The 23,044-nt window shown below is 63.7% G+C and carries 20 protein-coding genes; 12 read left to right on the plus strand and 8 right to left on the minus strand.

What is annotated here, in order from left to right; all coding sequences use genetic code 11:
* Positions 1-2: 2 nt before the first annotated feature.
* The 9 genes from uvrC to BLS91_RS07495 all read left to right on the plus strand — a co-directional run bounded on the left by uvrC (position 3) and on the right by BLS91_RS07495 (position 8,706).
* On the plus strand, positions 3-1,895 hold the full coding sequence (gene uvrC / locus BLS91_RS07455; RefSeq protein ID WP_092340097.1) for an excinuclease ABC subunit UvrC: 1,893 nt from the start codon (positions 3-5) through the stop codon (positions 1,893-1,895).
* An 88-nt stretch (positions 1,896-1,983) separates the two neighbouring features.
* The gene (rapZ, locus tag BLS91_RS07460; RefSeq protein ID WP_092340098.1) at positions 1,984-2,859 is read left to right on the plus strand and encodes an RNase adapter RapZ; all 876 of its coding nucleotides are present in this window, start codon (positions 1,984-1,986) and stop codon (positions 2,857-2,859) included.
* Positions 2,860-2,940: 81 nt separating this feature from the next.
* Positions 2,941-3,930 (plus strand): DNA-binding protein WhiA, encoded by a 990-nt coding sequence (gene whiA, locus BLS91_RS07465; RefSeq protein ID WP_092340211.1) that lies wholly within the window; start codon positions 2,941-2,943, stop codon positions 3,928-3,930.
* Between the two features lie 124 nt (positions 3,931-4,054).
* Positions 4,055-4,681 (plus strand): superoxide dismutase, encoded by a 627-nt coding sequence (locus BLS91_RS07470; RefSeq protein ID WP_092340099.1) that lies wholly within the window; start codon positions 4,055-4,057, stop codon positions 4,679-4,681.
* Between the two features lie 111 nt (positions 4,682-4,792).
* Positions 4,793-5,800: a type I glyceraldehyde-3-phosphate dehydrogenase gene (gap, locus tag BLS91_RS07475; RefSeq protein ID WP_092340100.1), complete on the plus strand. Its 1,008-nt coding sequence runs from the start codon at positions 4,793-4,795 to the stop codon at positions 5,798-5,800.
* A 10-nt stretch (positions 5,801-5,810) separates the two neighbouring features.
* Entirely contained in the window at positions 5,811-7,025 is a 1,215-nt protein-coding gene (locus BLS91_RS07480) for a phosphoglycerate kinase (protein ID WP_092340101.1), read from the plus strand.
* Positions 7,016-7,816: a triose-phosphate isomerase gene (gene tpiA, locus BLS91_RS07485; protein WP_174774984.1), complete on the plus strand. Its 801-nt coding sequence runs from the start codon at positions 7,016-7,018 to the stop codon at positions 7,814-7,816. The genes BLS91_RS07480 and tpiA overlap by 10 nt, the downstream gene beginning before the upstream one ends.
* Before the next feature lie 127 nt (positions 7,817-7,943).
* The gene (gene secG, locus BLS91_RS07490) at positions 7,944-8,195 is read left to right on the plus strand and encodes a preprotein translocase subunit SecG (protein ID WP_092340102.1); all 252 of its coding nucleotides are present in this window, start codon (positions 7,944-7,946) and stop codon (positions 8,193-8,195) included.
* A 142-nt stretch (positions 8,196-8,337) separates the two neighbouring features.
* A complete protein-coding gene (locus BLS91_RS07495; RefSeq protein ID WP_092107849.1) occupies positions 8,338-8,706 on the plus strand; it encodes an RNA polymerase-binding protein RbpA in 369 nt (122 codons plus the stop codon).
* Positions 8,707-8,769: 63 nt separating this feature from the next.
* Here BLS91_RS07495 and pgl read toward each other — a convergent pair whose 3' ends face one another.
* The 6 genes from pgl to tkt form a co-directional block, all read right to left on the minus strand.
* Positions 8,770-9,561, minus strand: coding sequence for a 6-phosphogluconolactonase (gene pgl / locus BLS91_RS07500; RefSeq protein ID WP_092340213.1), 792 nt, complete (start codon positions 9,559-9,561; stop codon positions 8,770-8,772).
* Positions 9,562-9,563: 2 nt separating this feature from the next.
* Positions 9,564-10,526 carry a glucose-6-phosphate dehydrogenase assembly protein OpcA gene (locus BLS91_RS07505; protein WP_092340103.1) on the minus strand — a complete coding sequence of 321 codons (963 nt, stop codon included), beginning with the start codon at positions 10,524-10,526 and terminating at the stop codon, positions 9,564-9,566.
* Positions 10,523-12,064 (minus strand): glucose-6-phosphate dehydrogenase, encoded by a 1,542-nt coding sequence (zwf, locus tag BLS91_RS07510; RefSeq protein ID WP_092340104.1) that lies wholly within the window; start codon positions 12,062-12,064, stop codon positions 10,523-10,525. Before zwf ends, BLS91_RS07505 begins: the two co-directional genes overlap by 4 nt.
* Positions 12,065-12,173: 109 nt before the next feature.
* Positions 12,174-13,775, minus strand: coding sequence for a glucose-6-phosphate isomerase (locus tag BLS91_RS07515; protein ID WP_092340105.1), 1,602 nt, complete (start codon positions 13,773-13,775; stop codon positions 12,174-12,176).
* On the minus strand, positions 13,775-14,905 hold the full coding sequence (gene tal / locus BLS91_RS07520) for a transaldolase (RefSeq protein ID WP_092340106.1): 1,131 nt from the start codon (positions 14,903-14,905) through the stop codon (positions 13,775-13,777). Before tal ends, BLS91_RS07515 begins: the two co-directional genes overlap by 1 nt.
* A 74-nt stretch (positions 14,906-14,979) precedes the next feature.
* Positions 14,980-17,073 carry a transketolase gene (gene tkt, locus BLS91_RS07525; RefSeq protein ID WP_092340107.1) on the minus strand — a complete coding sequence of 698 codons (2,094 nt, stop codon included), beginning with the start codon at positions 17,071-17,073 and terminating at the stop codon, positions 14,980-14,982.
* Positions 17,074-17,413: 340 nt separating this feature from the next.
* Between tkt and BLS91_RS07530 the strand changes: the two genes are divergently transcribed.
* Positions 17,414-18,334 (plus strand): heme o synthase, encoded by a 921-nt coding sequence (locus BLS91_RS07530; protein WP_092340108.1) that lies wholly within the window; start codon positions 17,414-17,416, stop codon positions 18,332-18,334.
* A 6-nt stretch (positions 18,335-18,340) separates the two neighbouring features.
* Here the strand turns inward: BLS91_RS07530 and BLS91_RS07535 are convergent, their stop codons facing one another.
* Entirely contained in the window at positions 18,341-18,928 is a 588-nt protein-coding gene (locus tag BLS91_RS07535) for a hypothetical protein (protein ID WP_092340109.1), read from the minus strand.
* A 217-nt stretch (positions 18,929-19,145) separates the two neighbouring features.
* Positions 19,146-20,084 carry a COX15/CtaA family protein gene (locus BLS91_RS07540; protein ID WP_241983132.1) on the minus strand — a complete coding sequence of 313 codons (939 nt, stop codon included), beginning with the start codon at positions 20,082-20,084 and terminating at the stop codon, positions 19,146-19,148.
* A gap of 291 nt (positions 20,085-20,375) precedes the next feature.
* Between BLS91_RS07540 and sufB the strand changes: the two genes are divergently transcribed.
* Both sufB and sufD read left to right on the plus strand, forming a co-directional pair.
* A complete protein-coding gene (sufB, locus tag BLS91_RS07545) occupies positions 20,376-21,794 on the plus strand; it encodes a Fe-S cluster assembly protein SufB (RefSeq protein ID WP_092340111.1) in 1,419 nt (472 codons plus the stop codon).
* Positions 21,795-23,042, plus strand: coding sequence for a Fe-S cluster assembly protein SufD (sufD, locus tag BLS91_RS07550; RefSeq protein ID WP_092340112.1), 1,248 nt, complete (start codon positions 21,795-21,797; stop codon positions 23,040-23,042). It begins immediately after the preceding gene.
* The last annotated feature ends 2 nt before the right edge of the window (positions 23,043-23,044 follow it).

A 23,044-nucleotide genomic window follows, 5' to 3' on the forward strand; every position in this document is an offset into this window, starting at 1 on the left:
CCATGTCTGATGCCCTGAGCTATCGCCCGAAAACGGGCGAGATTCCCACGACCCCCGGGGTCTACCGTTTTCGCGACGCGACCGGGCGTATCCTTTATGTCGGTAAGGCCAAGAACCTGCGGGCTCGGCTGAGCAACTATTTCGCCCCCCTCCACAGCCTGCACGAACGCACCCGCCGCATGGTCACCACGGCCACCGGCGTCGAGTGGACTGTCGTCGGCACCGAGGTCGAGGCCCTGCAACTCGAATGGATGTGGATCAACGAGTTCGATCCGCCGTTTAACGTGCAGTTCAAGGACGACAAGTCCTACCCGTACCTCGCGGTCACCCTCGCCGACGAGGCGCCGCGGGCCTTGGTCACCCGCACCGAGGGCATCAAGGGTGCCCGCTATTTCGGGCCGTACCCCAAGGTCTGGGCCGTTCACGAGACCATCGAGCTCATGCTCAAGGCCTTCCCCATCCGTACCTGCAACAACGCCAATTACAAGCGGGCCATGCAGAGCGGCAAGCCGTGCTTCGCCGGCCAGATCGGGCGGTGCTTTGGCCCCTGCTCCGGACTGGTATCGATCGAGGACCACCGCACGATCGTCAACGAGTTCGTCAGCTTCATGGGCAGCCACGACAAGAAGCTCATCAACGAACTCACCCAGCAGATGAAGGACGCCGCCTTGGCGCAGAAGTATGAGATCGCTGCGAAACGACGCGACCAGGTGCGAGCGCTCAACGCCGTGCTCGAGAAGAGCGCCGTCGTGCTGCGCGACAACGTCGACATCGACCTGTTCGCGGTCGAGCAGGACGAACTCGCAGCCGCCGTGCAGCTGTTCATCGTGCGCGGCGGGCGCATCCGTGGTGTGCGCGGCTGGATGGTCGACAAAGAACTCGACGTCACCAGGAGCGAACTCATCGATTCCATGATGCAGACCGCCTACAACCACGACGCCCTGCCGCCGCGCGAAATCGTACTCCCCGAACTGCCCGACGATGCCGAAGCCCTCGAAACCTGGCTGGCCGACCTCGCCGGTCGCAAGGTGCGCCTCGTGGCAGCGCAGCGCGGGGAGAAGGCTGCCCTGCTGGTCACAGCCGGCAACAACGCCAAGCAGGCGCTCATGCTCTACAAAACCCGTCGCAGCTCGGACTTCGTGGCACGCTCCAAAGCGCTCGAAGACATCCAGGACGCTCTCGAAATGCCAGCCGCCCCGCTGCGAATGGAATGCTACGACGTATCGCACCTCAGCGGCACCAACATCGTCGCGTCCATGGTCGTCTTCGAAGACGGGCTTCCCCGCAAAGACGAATACCGCCGCTTCAACATTCCCGAATCAACCGACGACACCGACTCGATCTACCAGATCCTCACCAGAAGACTGGCCTACCTGAAGCCCGAAACATTGGCAGCGGATGCCGTGGTCGTTGACGCCACTACGACCGACATCATTCAGGTCGAACAGAAGCGTGCCAAATTCAAATACCAGCCAAACCTGCTCATCGTCGACGGAGGCCAGCCGCAGGTTGCCGCCGCCAAACGGGCCCTCGCCGAATCGGGCGTCACCGGAATTCAACTGTGCGGAATCGCCAAACGGCTTGAAGAAATCTGGCTCCCCGATTCCGACTACCCGGTAATCCTGCCGCGCAACAGCGACGCGCTGTTTCTGATCCAGCGCATTCGTGATGAAGCCCACCGGTTCGCAATCACCCACCAGCGCATTCGGCGCAAGAAAGACATCAGCTCGATTCTCGGCGAAATCGCGGGGCTCGGGCCGGCCCGGGTGAAAGTTCTGTTGCAACATTTCGGCTCGGTGGCGCGCCTCAAGGTCGCTTCGGCGGCCGAAATAGCGGATGTCCGCGGCATCGGCCGCGTGCTGGCCGAGTCCATCCACGCGCACCTGCGCTCCTAAACACCTGAACGCCTGAACGCAACCGAAACCGTCCGGCGCTGGGTAGGCTTGACTATCCACCAACTTCTCATTAAGGCGATTTCCACGAATGACTACGGACCCCGACAAGCAGGAAGTGCTGATCGTCACGGGAATGTCCGGGGCGGGACGCTCCACCGTAGCCAACGCGTTGGAAGACCTGGACTGGTACGTCGTCGACAATCTTCCGCCGCAAATGCTGCGGCCCCTGGTTGATCTGGTCGAACGGGCTGGTACGAATCTGCCCAAAATCGCCGCAGTCGTCGACATCCGCGGCCGCGATTTGTTCGGCGATTTCCTCGAAACCGTGCAACAACTCCGCAGCAACACCCAGGTCCAGGTCATCTTTCTGGAAGCCAGGGACGACGCGCTGGTGCGCCGGTTTGAATCCGTGCGCCGCCCGCATCCGCTGCAGGGCGATGGCACCCTGCTCGACGGCATTGCTGCCGAGCGCTCCCGGCTGCTCGCCGTTCGGGAGTCGAGTGACCTCGTCATTGACACCTCCGATCTCAACGTGCACCAGCTCGCGACGACGATCACCGAACGGTTTGCGGCCGAGGGGCGAGCGGGTGTGCAGCTGACCATTTTGAGCTTCGGCTTCAAGTACGGGCTGCCGACCGACGTCGATCTGGTGGCGGATGCCCGATTCCTGCCGAACCCCTTCTGGATCCCCGAGTTGCGCGCGCACACCGGCATTGACCCGGAGGTGAGAGACTTTGTACTTGCCCAAATTGGTGCCCTCGATTTCATCGACCACTACGCCGCCGCCATGGCGCCGGTGCTGGCGGGATACCAGCGGGAAAATAAACGTCACGCCACTATCGGCATCGGCTGCACAGGGGGCAAGCACCGCTCCGTTGCCATGGCTAGAGAACTGGCTTCTCGACTCGAACAACTTCCCGGAGTCGCGGTCAATATCAAGCACCGCGACCTCGGACGCGAATAAGCGAGCCCGGGCGCAGCATCCGGCTCCCCGGGCTTTTATCACTCAGACGTAACGCAACTGATCAACAGAATGGAAAAGCGATTGGCACTCACCGCCGACGTTAAAGAAGAACTTTCGCGCGTGGAGGTCTCCAAGACCACCGTGCGCGCGGCCGAATTGGCCACGATTCTCCGATTCTCCGGCGGATTGCACATGATCAGCAGCCGCATCGCGATCGAGTCCGAACTCGATACCGCCATTCTGGCTCGCCGGGTTCGCAAAGATCTTGCCGAGTTGTACGGGGTGCGCAGCGCCCTGCAGGTCATTGCCGCCACCGGCATCCGTCATTCCAGCCACTACCTCGTGCAGGTGATCGAGGGCGGGGAGACGCTCGCACGCCAGACCGGCCTGCTGGATGCCCGTCGCCGACCGATTCGCGGTCTGCCGAACCGGCTGACCACGGGCTCGCGAGAAGAGATCGCAGCCGTCTGGCGCGGAGCCTTTCTCGCCCACGGCACCTTGACCGACCCGGGGCGCTCTGCGGCCCTCGAGGTGATCTGCCCTGGCAACGAGGCGGCCATGGCACTGGTTGGAGCGGCCGGCCGGCTGGGTGTCGCGGCCAAGGCACGGGAAGTGCGCGGAGTGCACCGCGTCGTGATCCGCGACGGTGACGCCATTGGCGCCATGCTCGTGCACATGGGCGCCACCAACACGGTACTCAACTGGGAAACCCTGCGTCAGCGTCGCGAAGTGCGCGCCACCGCCAACCGCCTGGTCAACTTCGACGACGCCAACCTGCGTCGTTCCGCCGAGGCGGCCGTCGCCGCCTGCGCTCGGGTGCAGCGTGCCATGGACATTCTCGGCGAAGATATTCCCAAGCACCTGCGCTACGCCGGAGACCTGCGCCTCAACTTTCGCGACTCCAGCCTCGACGAGCTCGGCCATCACGCCGACCCGCCCATGACCAAAGATGCCGTCGCCGGTCGAATTCGTCGCCTGCTGGCCATGGCCGACAAGAAAGCGGTCGAGCTCGGCGTCGAAGGAACCGACGTTGACTACCCGGTTCACCCCGATGACGTTTCGCCCCGGTAAATCGTGCGATCCCGACGCGCGAGGTGACGAATTCTGTGCCGCGCAGGCCTCGCGGGTAGACTGAATCGTCGCTTACAACGCTGCCGCACCCGGTGCGGTGGCACAACTCACAAGGAGATAAGTAATGGCCGAATACACCCTGCCCACCCTTGACTATGACTATGCGGCTCTCGAGCCCAGCATCAGCGGCATCATCATGGAACTTCACCACGGCAAGCACCACCAGGCGTATGTCACCGGCGCAAACACCGCGCTGACCCAGCTCGCCGAGGCCCGCGACAGCGGCAGCCTCGCCAACGTGAACAAGCTGGAGAAGGACCTCGCCTTCAACCTCGGCGGCCACGTCAACCACTCCATCTTCTGGACCAACCTCTCCCCGAACGGCGGAGACAAGCCGGTTGGCGAGCTCGCCGCAGCTATCGATGACAACTTCGGTTCCTTCGACAAGTTCCAGGCGCACTTCACCGCTGCCGCCCTGGGCGTGCAGGGTTCCGGCTGGGCAGTTCTGGCCTGGGACTCCATCGGCCAGCGCCTCATCATCCAGCAGTTCTTCGACCAGCAGTCCAACTTCGCTGCTGGTACCGTTCCGGTACTCATGCTCGATGTCTGGGAGCACGCCTACTACCTCGACTACCGCAATGTGCGGGCGGACTACGTCAAGGCATTCTGGAACATCGCCAACTGGGCGAACGTTCAGGAGCGTTTCACCGTGGCACGCGAGAAGACCAACGGCCTGCTGCTACTCTCATAGCCTGCCGGTGCCCCACCCCCGCATTTCGGTGCGCGGGCGGGGCACTGCTGTTTTCCTCCAGTACTATTTTTCATCGCGCCACTCGGCGCCCTTTTCTAACAGGAGTTATTTGTGTCCGTAAAGATCGGCATCAACGGATTCGGCCGTATTGGCCGTAATTACTTCCGCGCAGCCCTCGCCAAGGGCAGCGACATCGAAATCGTCGCCGTCAACGACCTCAGCGACCCCGCGTCGCTCGCTCACCTGCTTAAGTACGACTCCGTCGCCGGCCGCTTGAACGCGACTGTCGAGGTCGACGGTGACAACATCGTCGTCAACGGCAAGCCCATCAAGGTTCTCGCCGAGCGCGACCCGGCCAACCTGCCTTGGGCCGCCCTGGGCGTAGAGATCGTCATCGAGTCCACCGGACGCTTCACCAAGGCCGTCGATGCTCAGAAGCACATCGAGGCCGGCGCCAAGAAGGTCATCGTGTCCGCCCCGGCGACCGGTGCCGACGTTGCAACGCTCGTGCTCGGTGTGAACGAAAACACCTACGACGCCGCGATCCACAACATCATCTCGAACGCGTCCTGCACGACGAACTGCCTCGCGCCGCTCGTCAAGGTCTTCCTCGACAACTTTGGCATCGAGCGTGGCCTCATGACCACGATCCACGCCTATACCGCGGACCAGAACCTGCAGGATGGCCCGCACAGCGACCTCCGCCGTGCCCGTGCAGCTGCGCTGAACATCATCCCGACCTCGACCGGTGCCGCCAAGGCCCTCGGCCTGGTCATCCCGGAGAGTATCGGCAAGCTTGACGGTTACGCGCTGCGCGTTCCGGTTCCGACCGGCTCGATCACCGACCTCACGCTCACCGCATCACGCCCGGTCACGGTCGAAGAAGTGAACGCTGCCTACAAGGCTGCAGCAGAGGGCCCCCTCAAGGGCATCCTCAGCTACACCGAGGACCCGATCGTGTCGAGCGACATCGTCGGCGACCCACACTCCTCGATCTTCGACGCCGGCCTCACCAAGGTGATCGGCGACCAGGTCAAGGTCGCTTCCTGGTACGACAACGAGTGGGGTTACTCCAACCGCCTCGTCGACCTCACCGAGTTCGTCGCCGAGCGACTCTAACGGCCGCGCGGTGACGTTACGCACGATTGACTCGCTAGGTTCGCTTACCGGCAAGCGGGTTATTGTCCGCTTCGACCTGAATGTCCCGCTAAAAAGCGGGCAGATCACCGACGACGGACGAGTGCGGGCGTCACTGCCCACCCTCAACGCCCTCGTCGCTCAGGGCGCCCGCGTGGTGATTGTCTCTCACCTCGGGCGCCCCGACGGGACCGTTGATCCTCAGTACAGCCTCGGGCCGGTGGCCTCCCGGCTGAGCGAACTGGTCAACCTCCCGGTTGCCTTCGCCACCGACACCGTTGGCGCCTCAGCCACCGCGGCTGTCGCAGCACTGGAAAACGGCGAAATCGTCGTGCTGGAAAACCTGCGCTTCAACGCCGGTGAAACCAGCAAAGTGGATGCCGACCGCGTCGCGTTCGCCCAGCAGCTCGCGCTGCTCGGTGACGCCCTTGTTTCGGATGGCTTCGGCGTAGTCCACCGCAAGCAGGCCAGCGTCTTCGATCTGGCCTCGCTGCTGCCGAGCGCGGCTGGCCTCCTCATGGCGGCCGAGCTCGACGTGCTTGATCGTCTTACCGAGAAGCCGGAAGCGCCGTACACCGTCATCCTCGGCGGTTCCAAGGTCAGCGACAAGCTCGGCGTCATCGGACACCTGCTTCCGCGCGTGAATTCTCTGCTGGTCGGCGGCGGCATGCTTTTCACCTTCCTCGCCGCCCAGGGCCACAAGGTTGGCGCAAGCCTGCTGGAAAGCGATCAGATCGAGACGGTGCGCGGATATCTGGCCGAGGCCGATCGCCTCGGCGTCAAGATCGTGCTCCCCACGGACGTCGTCGTGGCCTCGAAGTTCGGTGCAGATGCCGAACACGTGATCACCCCGGCCGACGGCATCGAGAACACCCCGTTCGGTGCTTCCGGTCTCGGCCTGGATATCGGGCCAGACACGGCGGCGGCTTTTGCTGAAATCATTCGTGCGTCCCACACCGTGTTCTGGAACGGCCCAATGGGCGTATTTGAACTCGCACCGTTCGCGGAGGGCACCCGCACGGTAGCCGCCGCTCTCACCGAGGTCACCGGCCTCAGCGTGGTTGGTGGCGGCGACTCGGCTGCTGCCGTGCGTATCCTCGGTTTCAACGACGACCAATTCGGTCATATTTCTACCGGCGGTGGCGCGAGCCTCGAGTTCCTCGAGGGCAAGCGTCTACCAGGACTGGAGGTCCTCGGATGGCAGTGAACATTAACCCTCGGCGTACTCCGCTGATTGCGGGCAACTGGAAGATGAATCTGGACCACCTTCAGGCCATCGCTTTCGTGCAGAAACTCGCCTGGAACCTCAAAGACGCCAACCACGACTTTGCCGCGGTCGAGGTGGCAGTTTTTCCCCCGTTCACCGATCTGCGCAGCGTGCAGACTCTGGTATCGGCCGACAAACTTCCGCTGGCCTTTGGCGCGCAGGACGTGTCCGCCCAGGATTCCGGTGCGTATACCGGCGAGATCTCGGGTGCTTTCCTGGCCCAGCTGGAATGCCAGTACGTCATCATCGGGCATTCCGAACGCCGTACCCTGCACAATGAGACCGATGAGCAGGTCGCCGCAAAGGTGACCGCCGCGCTCAAGCACAACCTTGTGCCGCTGATCTGCGTTGGCGAGAGTGCCGAAGACCTCGCGACGCACGGTCCGAGCGCCGTTCCGGTCGCCCAGCTGCGGGCCGCCCTCGCGGGTGTCACCAACGCGGCGGACATCGTCGTCGCGTATGAGCCGGTGTGGGCCATCGGGTCTGGGCAGGCCGCCACGCCGGAGCAGGCCGAACAGGTCGCCGCGGCGCTGCGTGGCGTTCTCACCGAGACTCTCGGCCAGGACGTAGCCGACAAGACCCGCATCCTCTATGGCGGTTCGGTCAAGAGCGGTAACATTGCCGCGTTCATGCGGGAACCCAACGTGGACGGTGCCCTGGTTGGCGGTGCCAGTTTGGATATTCCGGAGTTCTCCAGCATCATTCGGTATCACAAGCACGTCGGCGTCTAAACCGACGCGTTCCTGACATCGCCGGAGCGAGGTGGTTGCCGCTGGCAACCGCCTCGCTCCGGCGTGAAGGTATAATTACGTTGTCTAGGCGCCAGAGTTGCGCCCACCGTGTTTTGAAAGGTTTCGTGTGGAGATTCTCCAGGTCGTCATGCAGGTGCTCGTCGGTATAACGAGCCTCCTGCTCACCATGCTCATTTTGCTGCACAAGGGGCGGGGCGGTGGGTTGTCGGACATGTTCGGTGGCGGCGTAACCTCCAACCTCGGCGCATCGGGAGTTGCCGAGCGCAACCTCAACCGCATCACTGTCATTCTGGGACTGCTGTGGATCTCCTGCATTGTCGTTCTTGGATTGATCACCAAGTTTGATACAGGGGCTTAACTTTCCGCCCTGTGCGGAGTTACCCTGAAGCGAAGCCAACCAGAATTCTGGGCACAGTTATTCACCAGCACATCTCAGCACCAGCAGCAGCAATAAGAGCTCGACTGCAGCACACAACTGCACGGATATACGGAGGAACAAGATGGCATCAGGCGGAAGCGCAATTCGTGGCTCGCGTGTCGGCGCAGGCCCCATGGGCGAGCAGGACCGCGGTTTTCACGCGGATCGCATCAAGGTTTCCTACTGGGACGCACTCGGCAATGAGACCGTACGGTACTTTGCCGCGAGCCTTCCCGACGAGGAAATCCCGGTCACCATCGATTGCCCATCGTCCGGGCTTCCCGCCGGCCGCGATAAGGAGAATCCTCCGTCCGTGGTGAAGCTTGAGCCCTACAAGACGCACTTGGCCTATGTCAAGGAACGTCGAACCGAGGAGGAAGCAGAGTCGCTCCTCGAAGAGGCCCTCAACCAGCTGCGCGTTCGTCGTGGCAAGTTGTCACCCACGAACTGACGTGTAACACAGCAAGGACCAGCCCTCGAGAGATCGAGGGCCGGTCCTTTTTCGTCGGGTCGCCTAGTACGTGGGCGCGATGAGGTTTTCAGGAACCTGGGCGGCAGCGTCACTGTCGACGAAGAACATCGTTCGGTACCGACCCTTGATGCCGGCAGCGGGGACCTCGTCACGGCTCGCGCCCGCCAGCGCCAGCCCGAGCGCTGAGGCTTTGTCTGAGCCGGCCAGAACAAGCCAAACCCGGTCAGAGGAGTTGAGTACCGGTCTCGTGAGCGACAAGCGGTCAGCGGGCGGCTTGGGGGAGTCGTGCACGGTGATGACACTCGCCTCACGCTCCCGAATACCTGAGCGGTGGGGGAACAGCGACGCAATGTGGCCATCCGGGCCAACCCCGAGAAACGTCACGTCGAAACGCGGATAATGGGCACCCTCCGGTGCGTGGGAGAGTAATTCTGCCGTGTACCGGGCCGCCGCTGCTTCCAGGGCGTCGTTACCGGCACCGACATCGATCGGGTCGTCCGAAGCACCGAACGCGTGGATGTTTTCCTTCGGAACGTCGATATGGTCAAGGAGAGCATCCCGGGCCTGCAATTCGTTACGCTCGGGATCGGCGCGGGGCACCCACCGTTCATCTCCCCACCAAAAATTAACCCGGGACCAGTCAATGGTGTCGCGTGCGGCCGACTCATTGATGGCGGCCAACACGGCAATACCAACGGAACCACCGGTCAGAACAACATTGGCCTCGTCCTGCTCCTGCAGAACATCGACCATGTTCGTCAGGAAACGTGCAGCGACCGACCCGGCCAGCGCCTGCTTGTTCTGGTGCACCAGCACGCGTCGATCATTTGTCACGGTCACACTCCGGTTCCTTGGGACACCACGTCATCGAGTTGCGGCAGTCCGCGCGTGATGACCTCACCATACAGGTCGTCGGGATCCAGCCGGCGCAGTTCGTCGGCCAGACAGTCGCGCAGGCTGCGACGCTTGAGCGTCAGATCCTGCACCGGTTGCCCCGGCTGGCTGAGCGTGGCGATGTCGGGCACTTCACGCTCGAGCGAGATCGTTCCCGATGCGCGGGTGAGATGAACCCCGTGCACACCATGGGCGAGAGGTCCGGTGGTCAGCTCGCAGTCCACGGGCACCTGGAGCTGCATCTGCAGCCAGGCAGCCAACAGCGTGGTCGACGGCGAAGCGGCAGCACCGGCGACCCGAATCCCGACGATCGGTTCAAAGGGGGGCTGGTCCAGCACGGCCGCCAGCTGGGCGCGCCAAAGGGTCAGACGGGTCCAGGCGAAGTCGGTGTCGCCGGGGCGGTAGCTTCCGCACAGGTGATGCAGGGCTGCCTGCGGATCCGGCTGCGCCGACGCATCCGTTATTCTGCGGTAGGCGATGCGTCCGAGCGGTGAGTCGCCGGGAACGGCCGGAGCGGTACCCGGCCACCAGGCGACGACGGGAGCATCGGAGAGCAGCAGGCCGGTGACCAGGCTCTCCGGGTCGTTGGCAGCAGCGCCGTACACACGCAGAACGATGACCTCGCTCGCACCGGCATCACCGCCCACGCGAATTTCTGCGTCCACGCGTGCGTCGGGTGTGGCCGCGGTGGAGCCGGGCTCCTGGGTCGACACGACGATGACGCGCATCGGATGCTCGCGGGAGGCATCGTTGGCGGCCTCGATGGCCTCCTCCTCGTGCCCGAGAGTCGAGGCAATGATCAGGGTGAGCACACGGCCGAGGGCGACAGCGCCACCCTCTTCCCGAATACGCACGAGCGCCTTCGAGATCTTCGCGGTCGTGGTGTTGGGCAGATCGACGATCATGGACGCCTCCAGGTGCGGCCATCGCGGGCCAGTAGATCATCAGCGGATGTGGGGCCCCACGTTCCAGGGCGGTATTGCTCCGGCTGCCCCTGCGTGGCCCAGTACTCCTCGATCGGGTCGAGAATCTTCCAGGACAGTTCGACTTCTTCGTGACGGGGGAACAGCGGCGGGTCGCCGAGCAGCACGTCGAGGATGAGCCGCTCATATGCCTCAGGGCTGGCCTCGGTGAATGCGTGGCCGTAACCGAAGTCCATGGTCACATCCCGTACTTGCATAACCACGCCGGGCACTTTCGATCCGAACCGGATCGTAACACCCTCGTCGGGCTGCACCCGAATCACCAGGGCATTGTGGCCCAGTTCGGCCGTCTGGCCGGGGGCAAAGAGGTACTGCGGGGCGCGTTTGAACACCACGGCGATTTCGGTGACGCGACGGCCGAGACGCTTGCCGGCGCGCAGGTAGAACGGCACGCCCGCCCAGCGGCGCGTGTCGATGGTCAGGCGCATCGCGGCGTAGGTCTCGGTGACCGATTCCGGGTTCATGCCGTCTTCTTCGAGAAAACCGGCAACCTTTTCACCGCCCTGCCAACCGCCGGCGTACTGGCCGCGCGCGGTTCCCAGACCGAGGTCGGCGGGCAGCCGAACCGAAGCGAGCACCTTTTCCTTCTCGGCGCGCAGGTCGGCGGCGTCGAACGAGATCGGTTCTTCCATTGCCGTCAGGGCTAGAAGCTGCAGAAGGTGGTTCTGAATAACGTCGCGCGCGGCACCGATGCCGTCGTAGTAGCCGGCGCGGCCGCCAACACCGATGTCCTCGGCCATGGTGATCTGCACGTGCTCGACGTGGTTGGCGTTCCACAGCGGTTCGAACATTTCGTTGGCGAAGCGCAGCGCCAGAATATTCTGCACCGTCTCTTTGCCGAGGTAGTGGTCGATCCGAAAGACGGAGTCGGGCGGAAAGACCGACTCGACGACGTCGTTGAGCTGCCGCGCTGTCTTCAGGTCGCTGCCGAACGGCTTCTCGATGACCACGCGACGCCATTGACCGTTTTTTTGCTCGGCCAAGCCGGATCGGCGCAGCTGCTCGGTGACCTGGGGGAAGGCCTTCGGCGGAATCGCCAGGTAGAACGCATGGTTGCCCATCGTTCCGCGTTCCCGGTCAAGCTCGTCGATCGTCTGGGTGAGGCGGGTGAACGCCTCATCGTCGTCAAAGGTGCCCGACACGAAGCGGATGCCCTCAGCCAGCTGCGCCCAAACGTCCTCGTTGAACTCGGTGCGGGCGTGTTCCTTGACGGCGTCATGCACAACCTGCATGAAGTCCTCGTTGTCCCAGTCTCGGCGAGCGAAGCCGACGAGGGCGAAACCGGGGGGCAGCAGCCCTCGGTTAGCGAGGTCGTAAACCGCGGGCATGAGTTTCTTGCGCGCCAGGTCACCGGTGACGCCGAAGATCACGAGGCTGGACGGCCCGGCGATTCGATTCAGACGATAATCGGACGGCGACCTGAGCGGATTAAACTCCGGGGTAATTTCCACCGGGGACATGCAGCTCCTTTGACGGGACAGTGCAGAAAATTGAGGACACGAAAAACGCAGGTGGTGCAGAAGCGGGTGGGGTTCCTCGCGGCCGGTGGCCGAGAGGAACCCCGGTTGGTTAGCCTAGGGCGTCGAACAGCGTGCTGATGTTCTGCTTGGGCTGGGTCAGGGTCAACGCCAGCACCGGACGCCCGTGCTCGGCGAGCACGCTCGCGTCGCCACTGGCCTGCGCCTGGATGAGTTCGCCGAAGGTGAACGGGCGCTCGGGAATGTCGAGATCCTCGGCCGGCGTGGCCAGAATTTGCAGGTAGACGGCCGTTGCCGGTCCGCCCTTGTGGAACTGCCCGGTGGAGTGCAGAAAGCGCGGTCCCCAACCGAAGGTGACCGGACGCTTCGACAGGGTGGCGAGCTTGGTGCGAATCTCGGCCAGTTCCGGCAGCGCGAGACGGTCGACGTAAGCCTGGACGGCGACGTAGCCGTCGGGGCCGAGCTCTTCGAGCAGGGCGTCTATCGCCGAGGCGAGGTCGCTTGCCGCTCCGATGACGTGCGGCGTGCCGCGCACTTCGATGCCGTCCGCGATGAACGCGGCCGGCTCCGGTGCGGGGCGAGCGTTGAGCAGACCACGCGTGGCGATCTTCGCCGACTCCACGTCGGGCTGGTCGAACGGGTTGATCCCCAGCAGACGGCCGGCAACGACCGTGGCGTATTCCCAGACCAGAAATTGCGCGCCGAGGGTTCCGCTGACGCGAATCTCGTCGCCCGTTTCGCTAAACAGCTCGGTGCCGGCGTCAGCCACAACCCGCACGAGCTGCAGGTCGGGCAGCGCTTCGGTCAGTTCCGGAGCACCCAGCTCCAGCACCACCGGCAGGATGCCGGTGCCGAGCTTGCCGGTGGATTCCGCGATCAGCTGTTCGACCCAATCAGCGAAGCCCACAATGTGCGTGCCGTCCGAGACGATCGCGAGCTTGTCGCGGCGCGGAATGGTGGCGGCGATCGCCGCCCCGAGCACGAGTCCCGGGTTCTCCGGCGAGTCAACGGCCAGAGCCAGCGCGACGGACTCGGCCTCGTCGAGAAGCGCACCGACGTCAACACCGGCCAGGCCCGATGGCACCAGGCCGAAGGCGGTCAGCGCGGAGTAACGTCCGCCGACGGTGGGGTCGGCGTTGAAGACGCGGTAGCCGGCTTCACGAGCGGATGCCTCGAGCGGCGACCCCGGATCGGTCACCACGATGATGCGTTCAGCCGGGTCGATGCCGATGGCGCGGAACGCACGCTCGAACACGCGGCGCTGGCTGTCGGTCTCGACGGTCGAACCACTCTTGGACGAGACGACCAGGGCCGTTTCGGCCAGGTTGTCGTTCAGCGCGGACAACACCTGACCGGGGTCAGTCGCGTCGAGCACGGTGAGGTTCACGCCGGCCGTGCGGGTGATGACCTCGGGCGCGAGCGACGAGCCCCCCATGCCGGCGAGGGCAATCTGGGTGACGCCGCGAGCCTGCAGAGTTGCCCGCAGCTCCACGATCTCGGCCACGAGGGGGCGGGACACCGCGACGGACTCCGTCCAGCCGAGACGCAACGCGGCCTCAGCTTCGGCTTCCGGTCCCCAGAGGGCGGGGTCGAGTGCGGTGATGCCGGAGGCAACCAGGTCTGTGACCAGGGTGGGCACGGTGACGCGAACGGCGTCAGCTGCAGCGCCACTCACCGAGATGCGAAAGCTCATTAGACTGCCGAGCTGGTCGGGACCGCGGCGGTGAGGGCGGTCTGCACGGTGTCCAGCAGTTCGTTCCAGGACACCTCGAACTTGGACAGGCCTTCTTCTTCGAGCAGACGGGTGACGTCGTCGTAGGAGACGCCCTGGGCCGCCAGCGCGTCGAGGACGGCGTTCGCGGCGGCGTAGGAGCCGGTGACCGAGTCGGCCGGGATGACGCCGTGGTCGGCGGCGGCCTGCATGGTCTTCTCCGGCATGGTGTTGACAACCTCGGGGGCGACCAGCTCGGTCACGTAGAGGGTGTCGGGCAGGCTGGCATCCTTGACGCCGGTCGACGCCCAGAGCGGGCGCTGCTTGGTGGCGCCGGCCTTGATCAGGCCCAGCGCACGCTCGCTGCAGAATGCCTGCTCGTAGACCTGGTAGGCGAGCTGGGCGTTGGCGACGCCGGCCTTGCTCTTCAGGGCGAGGGCTTCGGGGGTGCCGATCGCCTCCAGGCGGGCGTTGATCTCGGAGTCGACGCGCGACACGAAGAACGACGCAACCGAGTGAATCGTGGAGAGGTCGATGCCGGCCGCCTTGGCCTGCTCGAGTCCGGCCAGATAGGCGTTGATGACCTGGCGGTGACGCTCCAGGCTGAAGATCAGGGTGACGTTGACGCTGATGCCGAGAGCGATGGTCGCCGTGATGGCTTCCAGTCCTTCAACCGTCGCGGGGATCTTGATCATCGCGTTGGGGCGGTTGACCTTCTTCCAAAGCTGTTGGGCTTCAGCAACCGTGCCGGTAGCGTCCCGGGCGAGGCTTGGCTCGACCTCGATCGAGACGCGGCCATCCTGGCCGTTGGTCGAGTCGTAGACCGGGCGGAAGATGTCGCACGCGGCGGCAACGTCGTCCGTGGTGATGGCGAAGACCGCGTCGGTCACGTTCGTCCCGGCAGCGGCCAGGGTCGCAACCTGCTCCGTGTACGCCTCACCCTTGGCGAGGGCGCCGGCAAAGATAGTCGGGTTCGTGGTGACACCGACGACGTTGCTGTTCTTGATCAGGTCCTGCAGCCCGCCGGAGTTGATGCGCTCACGGGAGAGGTCGTCGAGCCAGATGCTGACGCCGGCGGCGGACAACTGGGCGAGGGGGGAGGGGTTAGTCATTGTCAAATTCTCCTAATACTGCTGCTTTTAGGCAGCGATGCTGTAGCGGTTTAGTGGAGACGTAAGGGGCAACATCAGGCCGCGCTGATTGATTCCTTGGCGGCGGCGACGACGGCTTCGGTAGTGATGCCGAATTCGCGGAACAGCGTCTGGTAGTCAGCGGATGCCCCAAAGTGCTCGATCGAGATGCTGCGACCGGCGTCGCCGACATAGCCACGCCAGGTCAGCGCGAGGCCGGCTTCGACCGACACGCGGGCGGTGATCGCGGCGGGCAGTACCGATTCGCGGTATTCGCTGCTCTGCTCTTCGAACCATTCCAGGCACGGGGCGCTGACGACGCGGGCGTTGATGCCCTCGGCGGCGAGCTGGGCCCGGGCGTCCACCGCGAGCTGCACCTCGGACCCGGTACCGATCAGGATCACGTCGGGGCTGCCGCCGGCCGCTTCGGCCAGCACGTACGCGCCCCGGGCGACGTTCTTCGCGGAGGCGAAGATTTCAGCGGATGCATCGCCCTCACCACGCTCGTAGACGGGAATGTTCTGGCGGGTCAGGGCGATGCCGGCCGGGCCGCCCCGGCGTTCCAGGATGGTCTTCCAGGCCCAGGCGGTCTCGTTGGCGTCGCCGGGGCGCACCACGTCGAGTCCCGGAATAGCACGCAGGGTCGCGAGCTGTTCGATCGGCTGGTGGGTGGGGCCGTCCTCGCCGAGCGCGACGGAGTCGTGGGTCCAGACGAAGATCGACGGCGCCTTCATGAGAGCGGCCAGACGAACGGCCGGGCGCATATAGTCGCTGAAGATGAGGAACGTGCCGCCGAACGGGCGGGTGTTTCCGTGCAGCACGATGCCGTTGAGAATCGCGGCCATGGCGTGCTCGCGAATGCCGAAGTGCAGCACCCGACCGTAGGAGTTTCCGGTCCATTCACCGGTGGAGTGCTCGCTCGGAATGAACGAGGCTGCGCCGCCGATGGTGGTGTTGTTCGATTCGGCGAGGTCGGCCGAGCCGCCCCACAGCTCGGGGATGACGCCGCCGAGGGCGGTGAGCACCTTGCCCGACGCCGCGCGGGTGGAGACCGCGGTGCCACCGGGGAAGACCGGGAGGGCGTCGTCGACGCCATCGGGCAGGTCGCCGGAGAGTACTCGGTCGAGCAGAACCTTGCGCTCCGGGTTGGCGGCGGCCCAGGCGTCGAACTGCACGGTCCACTCCGCGTGTGCAGCAATACCGCGCTCCAGGGCCAGGCGAGTGTGGGCGATGACCTCGGGGGCCACGTCGAAGGTCTTTTCCGGGTCGAAGCCGAGAACGGCCTTGACGCCGGCGAGTTCTTCGGCGCCGAGGGCTGAACCGTGGATCTTGCCGGTGTTCTGCTTCTTCGGGCTCGGCCAGCCGATGATGGTCTTGAGGATAATCAGGCTGGGCTTGCCCGTTTCGTTCTGGGCGGCTTCAATGGCCGCATTCAACTCGGCAACGTCTTCGACGTAGGAGCCGGTCTTCTTCCAGTCCACCGTCTGCACGTGCCAGTCGTAGGCGGCGTAACGAGCGGCGACATCCTCGGTGAAAGCGATGTTCGTGTCGTCCTCGATCGAGATCTGGTTGCTGTCGTAGATGGCAATCAGGTTGCCGAGCTGCTGGTGGCCGGCGAGAGAGGATGCCTCGCTCGTGATGCCTTCCTGCAGGTCGCCATCACCGGCGATGACGTAGACGAAGTGGTCGAACGGGCTGGCGCCGGTGGCGGCATCCGGGTCGAACAGACCGCGTTCGAATCGCGACGCGTAGGCGAAACCGACAGCGGATGCCAGCCCCTGGCCGAGCGGGCCGGTCGTGATCTCGACACCGTCGGTGTGGCCGTATTCCGGGTGGCCGGGGGTTTTCGAACCCCAGGTGCGCAGGGCTTTGAGGTCCTCCAACTCGAGGCCGTAGCCGCCGAGGTATAACTGCACGTACTGCGTCAGCGAGCTGTGGCCGACCGAGAGAATGAACCGGTCACGACCGATCCACTCGTTGTCGGCCGGGTCGCGGCGCATGATCTTCTGAAACAAAAGGTAGGCAGCGGGAGCGAGACTCATCGCGGTGCCCGGATGCCCATTCCCAACCTTCTCCACGGCGTCGGCCGCCAGAATGCGTGCGGTGTTAACCGCCTGATCGTCAACGGAATCCCATTGGAAAGCTGCCACGTCACGTAACCCTTCATTGAAGCGAAGGCGGGTTGAGCTCAACCCATCCTTTGATAGTTGTGCAAGTGTCGGCAGTCGTGTCACCGGCCGGTCGCGCCATCTGAAGCGGACTGCAGGCGAAACATCACCCCCAGCGAGTTGGCCTACTGGTGCAGCCATCTCCCACCCGGGGGCTCGCCGAACTACTGATTCACTGTGGGGAGCACTACAAGTATACGGACGAATGTCAGGGGACGCTCGAAATGACGTGACATGACGACACATTCCGGATTGGTCCTCGGTGGAGCGTTGCTCAGGGCGTGTCCTAGAATAAGAAGACTTGCCTAGCGTTAGAGGATTAATGGACGTCGCCCTGAAGACCCCGGTCCGGAGCGGACCGCGCACACTGAACCGCACCCTCAAGGCCTACATCTCTCTCACCAAACCGCGAGTGGTCGAGTTGCTTCTGGTGGTGACGGCGCCCACGATGCTGCTCGCCGAGCGCGGTATCCCCAGTCTCTGGCTGATTCTCGCGACGCTCGTCGGTGGGTCGCTCAGCGCTGGGTCCGCTGGTGCCTTCAACTGTTACCTCGATCGCGATATCGACCGTCTCATGAAGCGCACCAAGAATCGCCCCCTGGTCACTGGAGAACTCAGCGACCGCGAGGCGTTGATCTTTGCGTGGGCGTTGGGCGCGGCATCCATTTTGTGGCTGGGTCTGCTGACCAACTGGCTGGCCGCTTCGCTGTCGTTCGGCGCGATTCTGCTCTATGTCGTGTTCTACACGATCATTCTCAAGCGTCGTACCCCGCAGAACATCGTCTGGGGCGGTGTGGCCGGTTGTATGCCCGTGCTCATCGGCTGGGCGGCGGTGACCGGCGAACTGTCCTGGCCCCCGGTCATTCTGTTCATGATCATCTTCCTGTGGACACCGCCGCACTACTGGCCGCTATCTATGAAATACCGAGCCGACTACCAGGCCGCTGGCGTTCCGATGCTCTCCGTCGTGCGTGGTCGGGCTCAGGTGGGCCTGCAGGTCATCCTGTACGCGTGGGCCACGGTCGCCTGCTCGCTTCTGCTGATTCCGATCGGCGACATGGGCCTGCTCTACAGCTTTACGGCCCTGGTCACGGGTGGCTGGTTCATCTACGAGACGCATCGCCTGTACAGCCTCGCGATTCGGCACGAGCATGTGTCACCGATGCGTGTCTTCCACGGATCCATCGCCTACCTGACGCTGCTGTTCGTGGCCGTCGGAGTGGATCCGCTGCTTCCGTTCTAGGTGGCGCTAGACCCTGCGGGTGAGTCGGGTATCGATCTTGCCGACGTCGGCCGAATGGATCACAACCGTGACCACCCGTCCGGTGAGGGCCATCGCCGTTGCCGTGAAGTCGAAAGCCGTCACGGTGATAGCTGCCAGCGCCGTGTCGTCGATGACCAGGTTCGACCGGTGTGCCAGCGCGAGTTCAATCTCCGACTGCTGATGCGTGTGCCGTTCGGCCCACAACTGCGACCCGAATTCGTACGGGTTCTTGGCGTAGTTCATCACAATGTACTGCAGGTGCTGGTTGAGTGCGTCTCGGATGGGGTCGCCGCCGCGATTGGTGGAGCCCGGCACATCGGTGAAGACGAAGCCGCGCAGTTCGGCGATGCCAACCGGACCGGCCGGGGAATCCTCGAACCAGAAATTGCCAGAGGGGTCAGCGAGCCAGTAGTGTGCCTGCGCTTCGAGGGTGCGGCCGTGGTTGCCGTACCAGCTCCAGCCGCGTTCCTGCAGGCGCGGCTGACGCACAAAACCGAATACCGGAGGGCCGTACAGGGCAAGGTGCGCCGCGTCGTCTGGCGGCTTCGATTTGGCTCCCGGTGCGACATGCATGTCTGGAGAGTACACCGGCGGCCCTCGTCCGGGGAGTGCCGCGCGGCAATTGCTAATTGGAGGTCTAGGCCCTACGAGTTGCCACCTTCGGCCCCATCAGCCGCGCGAGACGACACGCTCGCCCCCATCAAAGCAGTTGAAGGGGCCGAAGCTGTCTTCTCACCCCTGCAGAGTCATATTCATGGGGCTGAAGTTGTCGTTTCGGGGTCATGATCTGTTAGCTACGAACCTGCTCGTGTGCCGTTTCCGGAACCTCGGCCGTGACTTCTCTGGGAGCCTTGAGGTTCAGCACAACCAGGGTCATGGCGGCCGCGAGCACGCAGGCCAGAACCATGTGCAGGCCGACCAACAGCGGCGGTAGTCCCAGGTTGGCCTGCAGGAGCCCGACCACAATCTGCACGAGCTCGATCATCAGGAGCGTGACGACGAATGAGCGCACCGGCAGCTTGCCGCGAACGGACGCCACGAGCAGCACGACCGTCAAAACCAGCGTCGCGTAGCCCGGCCAGGCGTGCAGGTGTTCGAGCAACTCGGCGTTGAAGCCGGTACGTCCGGCGTCCGCATCGCCGGAATGCGGTCCGGAGGCTGTGGTCAGTACCCCCATCAGCACGGTGAGTGCGACGACGAAACTCGTAGCGTGGGCGAGCCTGGCAAAACCAGCGGGAACAACACGGGCACGCGGCCCCGGAGCAAGGTAGACCCGGTGCACGAGAACGGTGGCAATACACACCATGATCAGCGACACCGTGAAGTGGAAACCGACGATGAACGGGTTCAGCCCGGTCAGCACGGTGACCCCGCCGACGAGTGCCTGGGCGAGAACGCCGGCGGCGAGAATCACTGCGAGAGCGAACAGATCCTTGCGCTGGGTGCGCAAGCGCCAGAGCAGAATAACGGCCGCGATGGCGATAATGCCGATCAGACCGGTCATCAAACGGTTAGCGAACTCGATGACCCCGTGTATCCCCATTTCCTCTGTCGGCACGATCGAGCGGGCTACGCAGGTCGGCCAGGTGGGGCAGCCGAGCCCGGAGCCGGTGAGACGAACGGCCCCGCCGGTTCCCACAATCAAAATCTCCGTCACGAGCGACAGCCAGGCGACCACCCGAATCCGTCCGTCGATAACACTGGGTAGCCGTAGGTACTTCGGATTCACCGGTTCTGCTCTCTCTGTCAAACTTATGAACGCGCACCCTCTGATCGTGCCCTGTACAAATGTGAATCGACCGCAAGAACTCGTATGTTGCTGATCAACCTGTAGAATTGGGAACTCCATGGAGATCCATCTTTAGTTCCATGAATATTCTAGGTACGCAACGTAGCTGTCCACACAACCCGTTCCTCGTGGTCTCCACTGAATTCAGCTCCATCGAGTTGATCAGTACGGCGGCCGTGCGGGAATGACCGGACTAATATCCGGGTTGTGATGGGTAGAGAAGAGGTAATAATGTCGGATGTCCTGCTAGACCGTCCCGACCTTGAGGGGATTGGCACCTACGAATTCGGGTGGGCCGATTCAGACAAGGCCGGAGCATCCGCTCGCCGTGGTATTTCCCCCGAGGTTGTCACTGACATCTCGAACCTGAAATCCGAGCCGGACTGGATGCTGCAGCGACGGCTCAAGGCTCTGCAGCTGTTCGAACGCAAGCCCATGCCCACCTGGGGCGCCGATCTTTCCGAGATCGATTTCGACAACATCAAGTACTTCGTGCGCTCAACGGAGAAGCAGGCCCAGACCTGGGAAGACCTGCCCGACGACATCAAGAACACCTACGAGAAGCTCGGAATTCCAGAAGCTGAGCGTCAGCGCCTCGTCTCCGGCGTTGCAGCCCAGTACGAGTCTGAAGTGGTCTACCACCAGATCAACGAGGAGCTCGAAGCCCAGGGCGTCATCTTCATGGACACCGACACGGCGCTCAAGGAGCACCCGGAGTTCTTCGAAGAGTATTTCGGCACCATCATCCCCTCCGGCGACAACAAGTTCGCCGCGCTCAACACGGCCGTCTGGTCAGGGGGATCGTTCGTCTACGTGCCTCCCGGCGTGCACGTCGAGATTCCGCTGCAGGCCTACTTCCGCATCAACACGGAGAACATGGGTCAGTTCGAGCGCACGCTCATCATTGCCGACGAGGGCAGTTACGTGCACTACATCGAGGGCTGCACCGCCCCGATCTACAAGTCTGACTCGCTGCACTCCGCCGTGGTCGAGATCGTCGTGAAGAAGAACGCTCGCGTTCGCTACACGACCATCCAGAACTGGTCGAACAACGTCTACAACCTCGTCACCAAGCGGGCCACGGCCGGCGAAGGCGCCACGATGGAATGGATCGACGGCAACATCGGTTCCAAGGTCACCATGAAGTACCCGTCCATCTACCTGATGGGCGAGCACGCCAAGGGCGAGACGCTCTCGGTGGCCTTCGCCGGTCCCGGCCAGCACCAGGATGCCGGCGCGAAGATGATCCACATGGCTCCGTACACGCAGTCGTCGATCGTCTCCAAGTCCATCGCCCGTGGCGGCGGGCGCAGCGGGTACCGCGGTGAGGTTCGAGTGGATGCCTCCGCGCACCACTCCGCCAACACCGTGCGCTGCGACGCTCTCTTGGTCGACACCCAGTCGCGTTCCGACACCTACCCGTCCATCGACATCCGTGTAGATGACGTGCAGCTCGGCCACGAGGCCACCGTCTCCCGCGTCAGCGAAGAGCAGCTGTTCTACCTGATGAGCCGTGGTATGCCCGAAGACGAGGCCATGGCCATGATCGTTCGCGGATTTATCGAACCGATCGCCCGGGAGCTCCCGATGGAGTACGCCCTCGAACTCAACAAGCTCATTGAAATGGGCATGGAAGGATCCGTCGGCTAAATGTCCGCCGCTTCAGCGCTTTCGAAGAGCGCTTCAAAAACTGTGCCCGAACCATCCACACCCGCTACAAGCGCGTCGACTCTTCCGGTCGGCCAGCACGGAATCAAAGAACACTCCGACGGACGTTTCGGCTACGTGCCGGTGCAAACCCGTTCCGACCGTTTCAAAAGCGTCAACGTTGCCGACTTCCAGGCCGTCACCGGCCGCGAAGCCGTCTGGAAGCACTCGCCCGTCGCCAAATTCACCGACCTCACCGCCGGCGATCTCGACGGCTCGCGTTACCTCATCGAGTTAACCCCGTCGGCCGCTATCTCGGTTGAGTGGGTGCCCAGAACGGATGCCCGCATCGGGACTGCCGGTCTGCCGGAAGAACGCGCCGCAGCCAACGCCTGGGGCGTCTTCGACGACGCCCTCGCCATCACGGTCAGCGGCGAGGAAGCCAAGGAGATCACGGTCACCCGATCGGCCCTCGGTAACACTGCCCGCGGCGCCCACACGATCATCGAGGCCAAGCCGTTCAGCCAGGCCACGGTCATCCTGGCGAACACGGGTGACGCCCGGCTCAGCGAAAACGTTGAGATCATCCTCGGCGAGTCCGCGAACCTCACGGTCGTTTCCCTGCAGGAATGGGACGACTCGGCGGTGCACCTGGCTAACCATTTCGCATCCATCGGTCGTGACGCGCGGCTCAAGCACGTCGTCGTCTCGCTCGGCGGCAGTATCGTGCGGGTCAACCCGTCGGTACGTCTCGCCGGACCCGGCTCGGACACGTTGCTCCTCGGCCTGTACTTCGCGGATGCCGGCCAGCACCTGGAACAGCAGGTGTACGTCTTCCACGACGCACCGAAGAGCCGCAGCCGGGTCAACTACAAGGGCGCGTTGCAGGGCCAGGACGCCCGCACAGTCTGGATCGGCGATGTGCTGATCGGCAACAAAGCTGCCGGCACCGACAGCTACGAGCAGAACCGCAACCTCGTACTCAGCGAGGGCACCCGCGCCGATTCCATCCCCAACCTGGAGATTGAAACCGGCGACATCGTCGGAGCCGGTCACGCCAGTGCCACCGGACGTTTCGACGACGAGCAGTTGTTCTACCTTCAGTCTCGCGGTATCACCGAGAAAGAAGCGCGGCGCCTGGTCGTGCGCGGATTCCTCACCGAGGTCGTGCAGCAGATTGGTTCCCCCGAACTTGAAGCTCGGTTGCAGCTCGCAATCGAAGCCGAACTTATTGGAACGGACGACAAGTAAGC

This window comes from Cryobacterium flavum (assembly GCF_900103805.1).
Taxonomy (GTDB): Bacteria; Actinomycetota; Actinomycetes; order Actinomycetales; family Microbacteriaceae; genus Cryobacterium; species Cryobacterium flavum.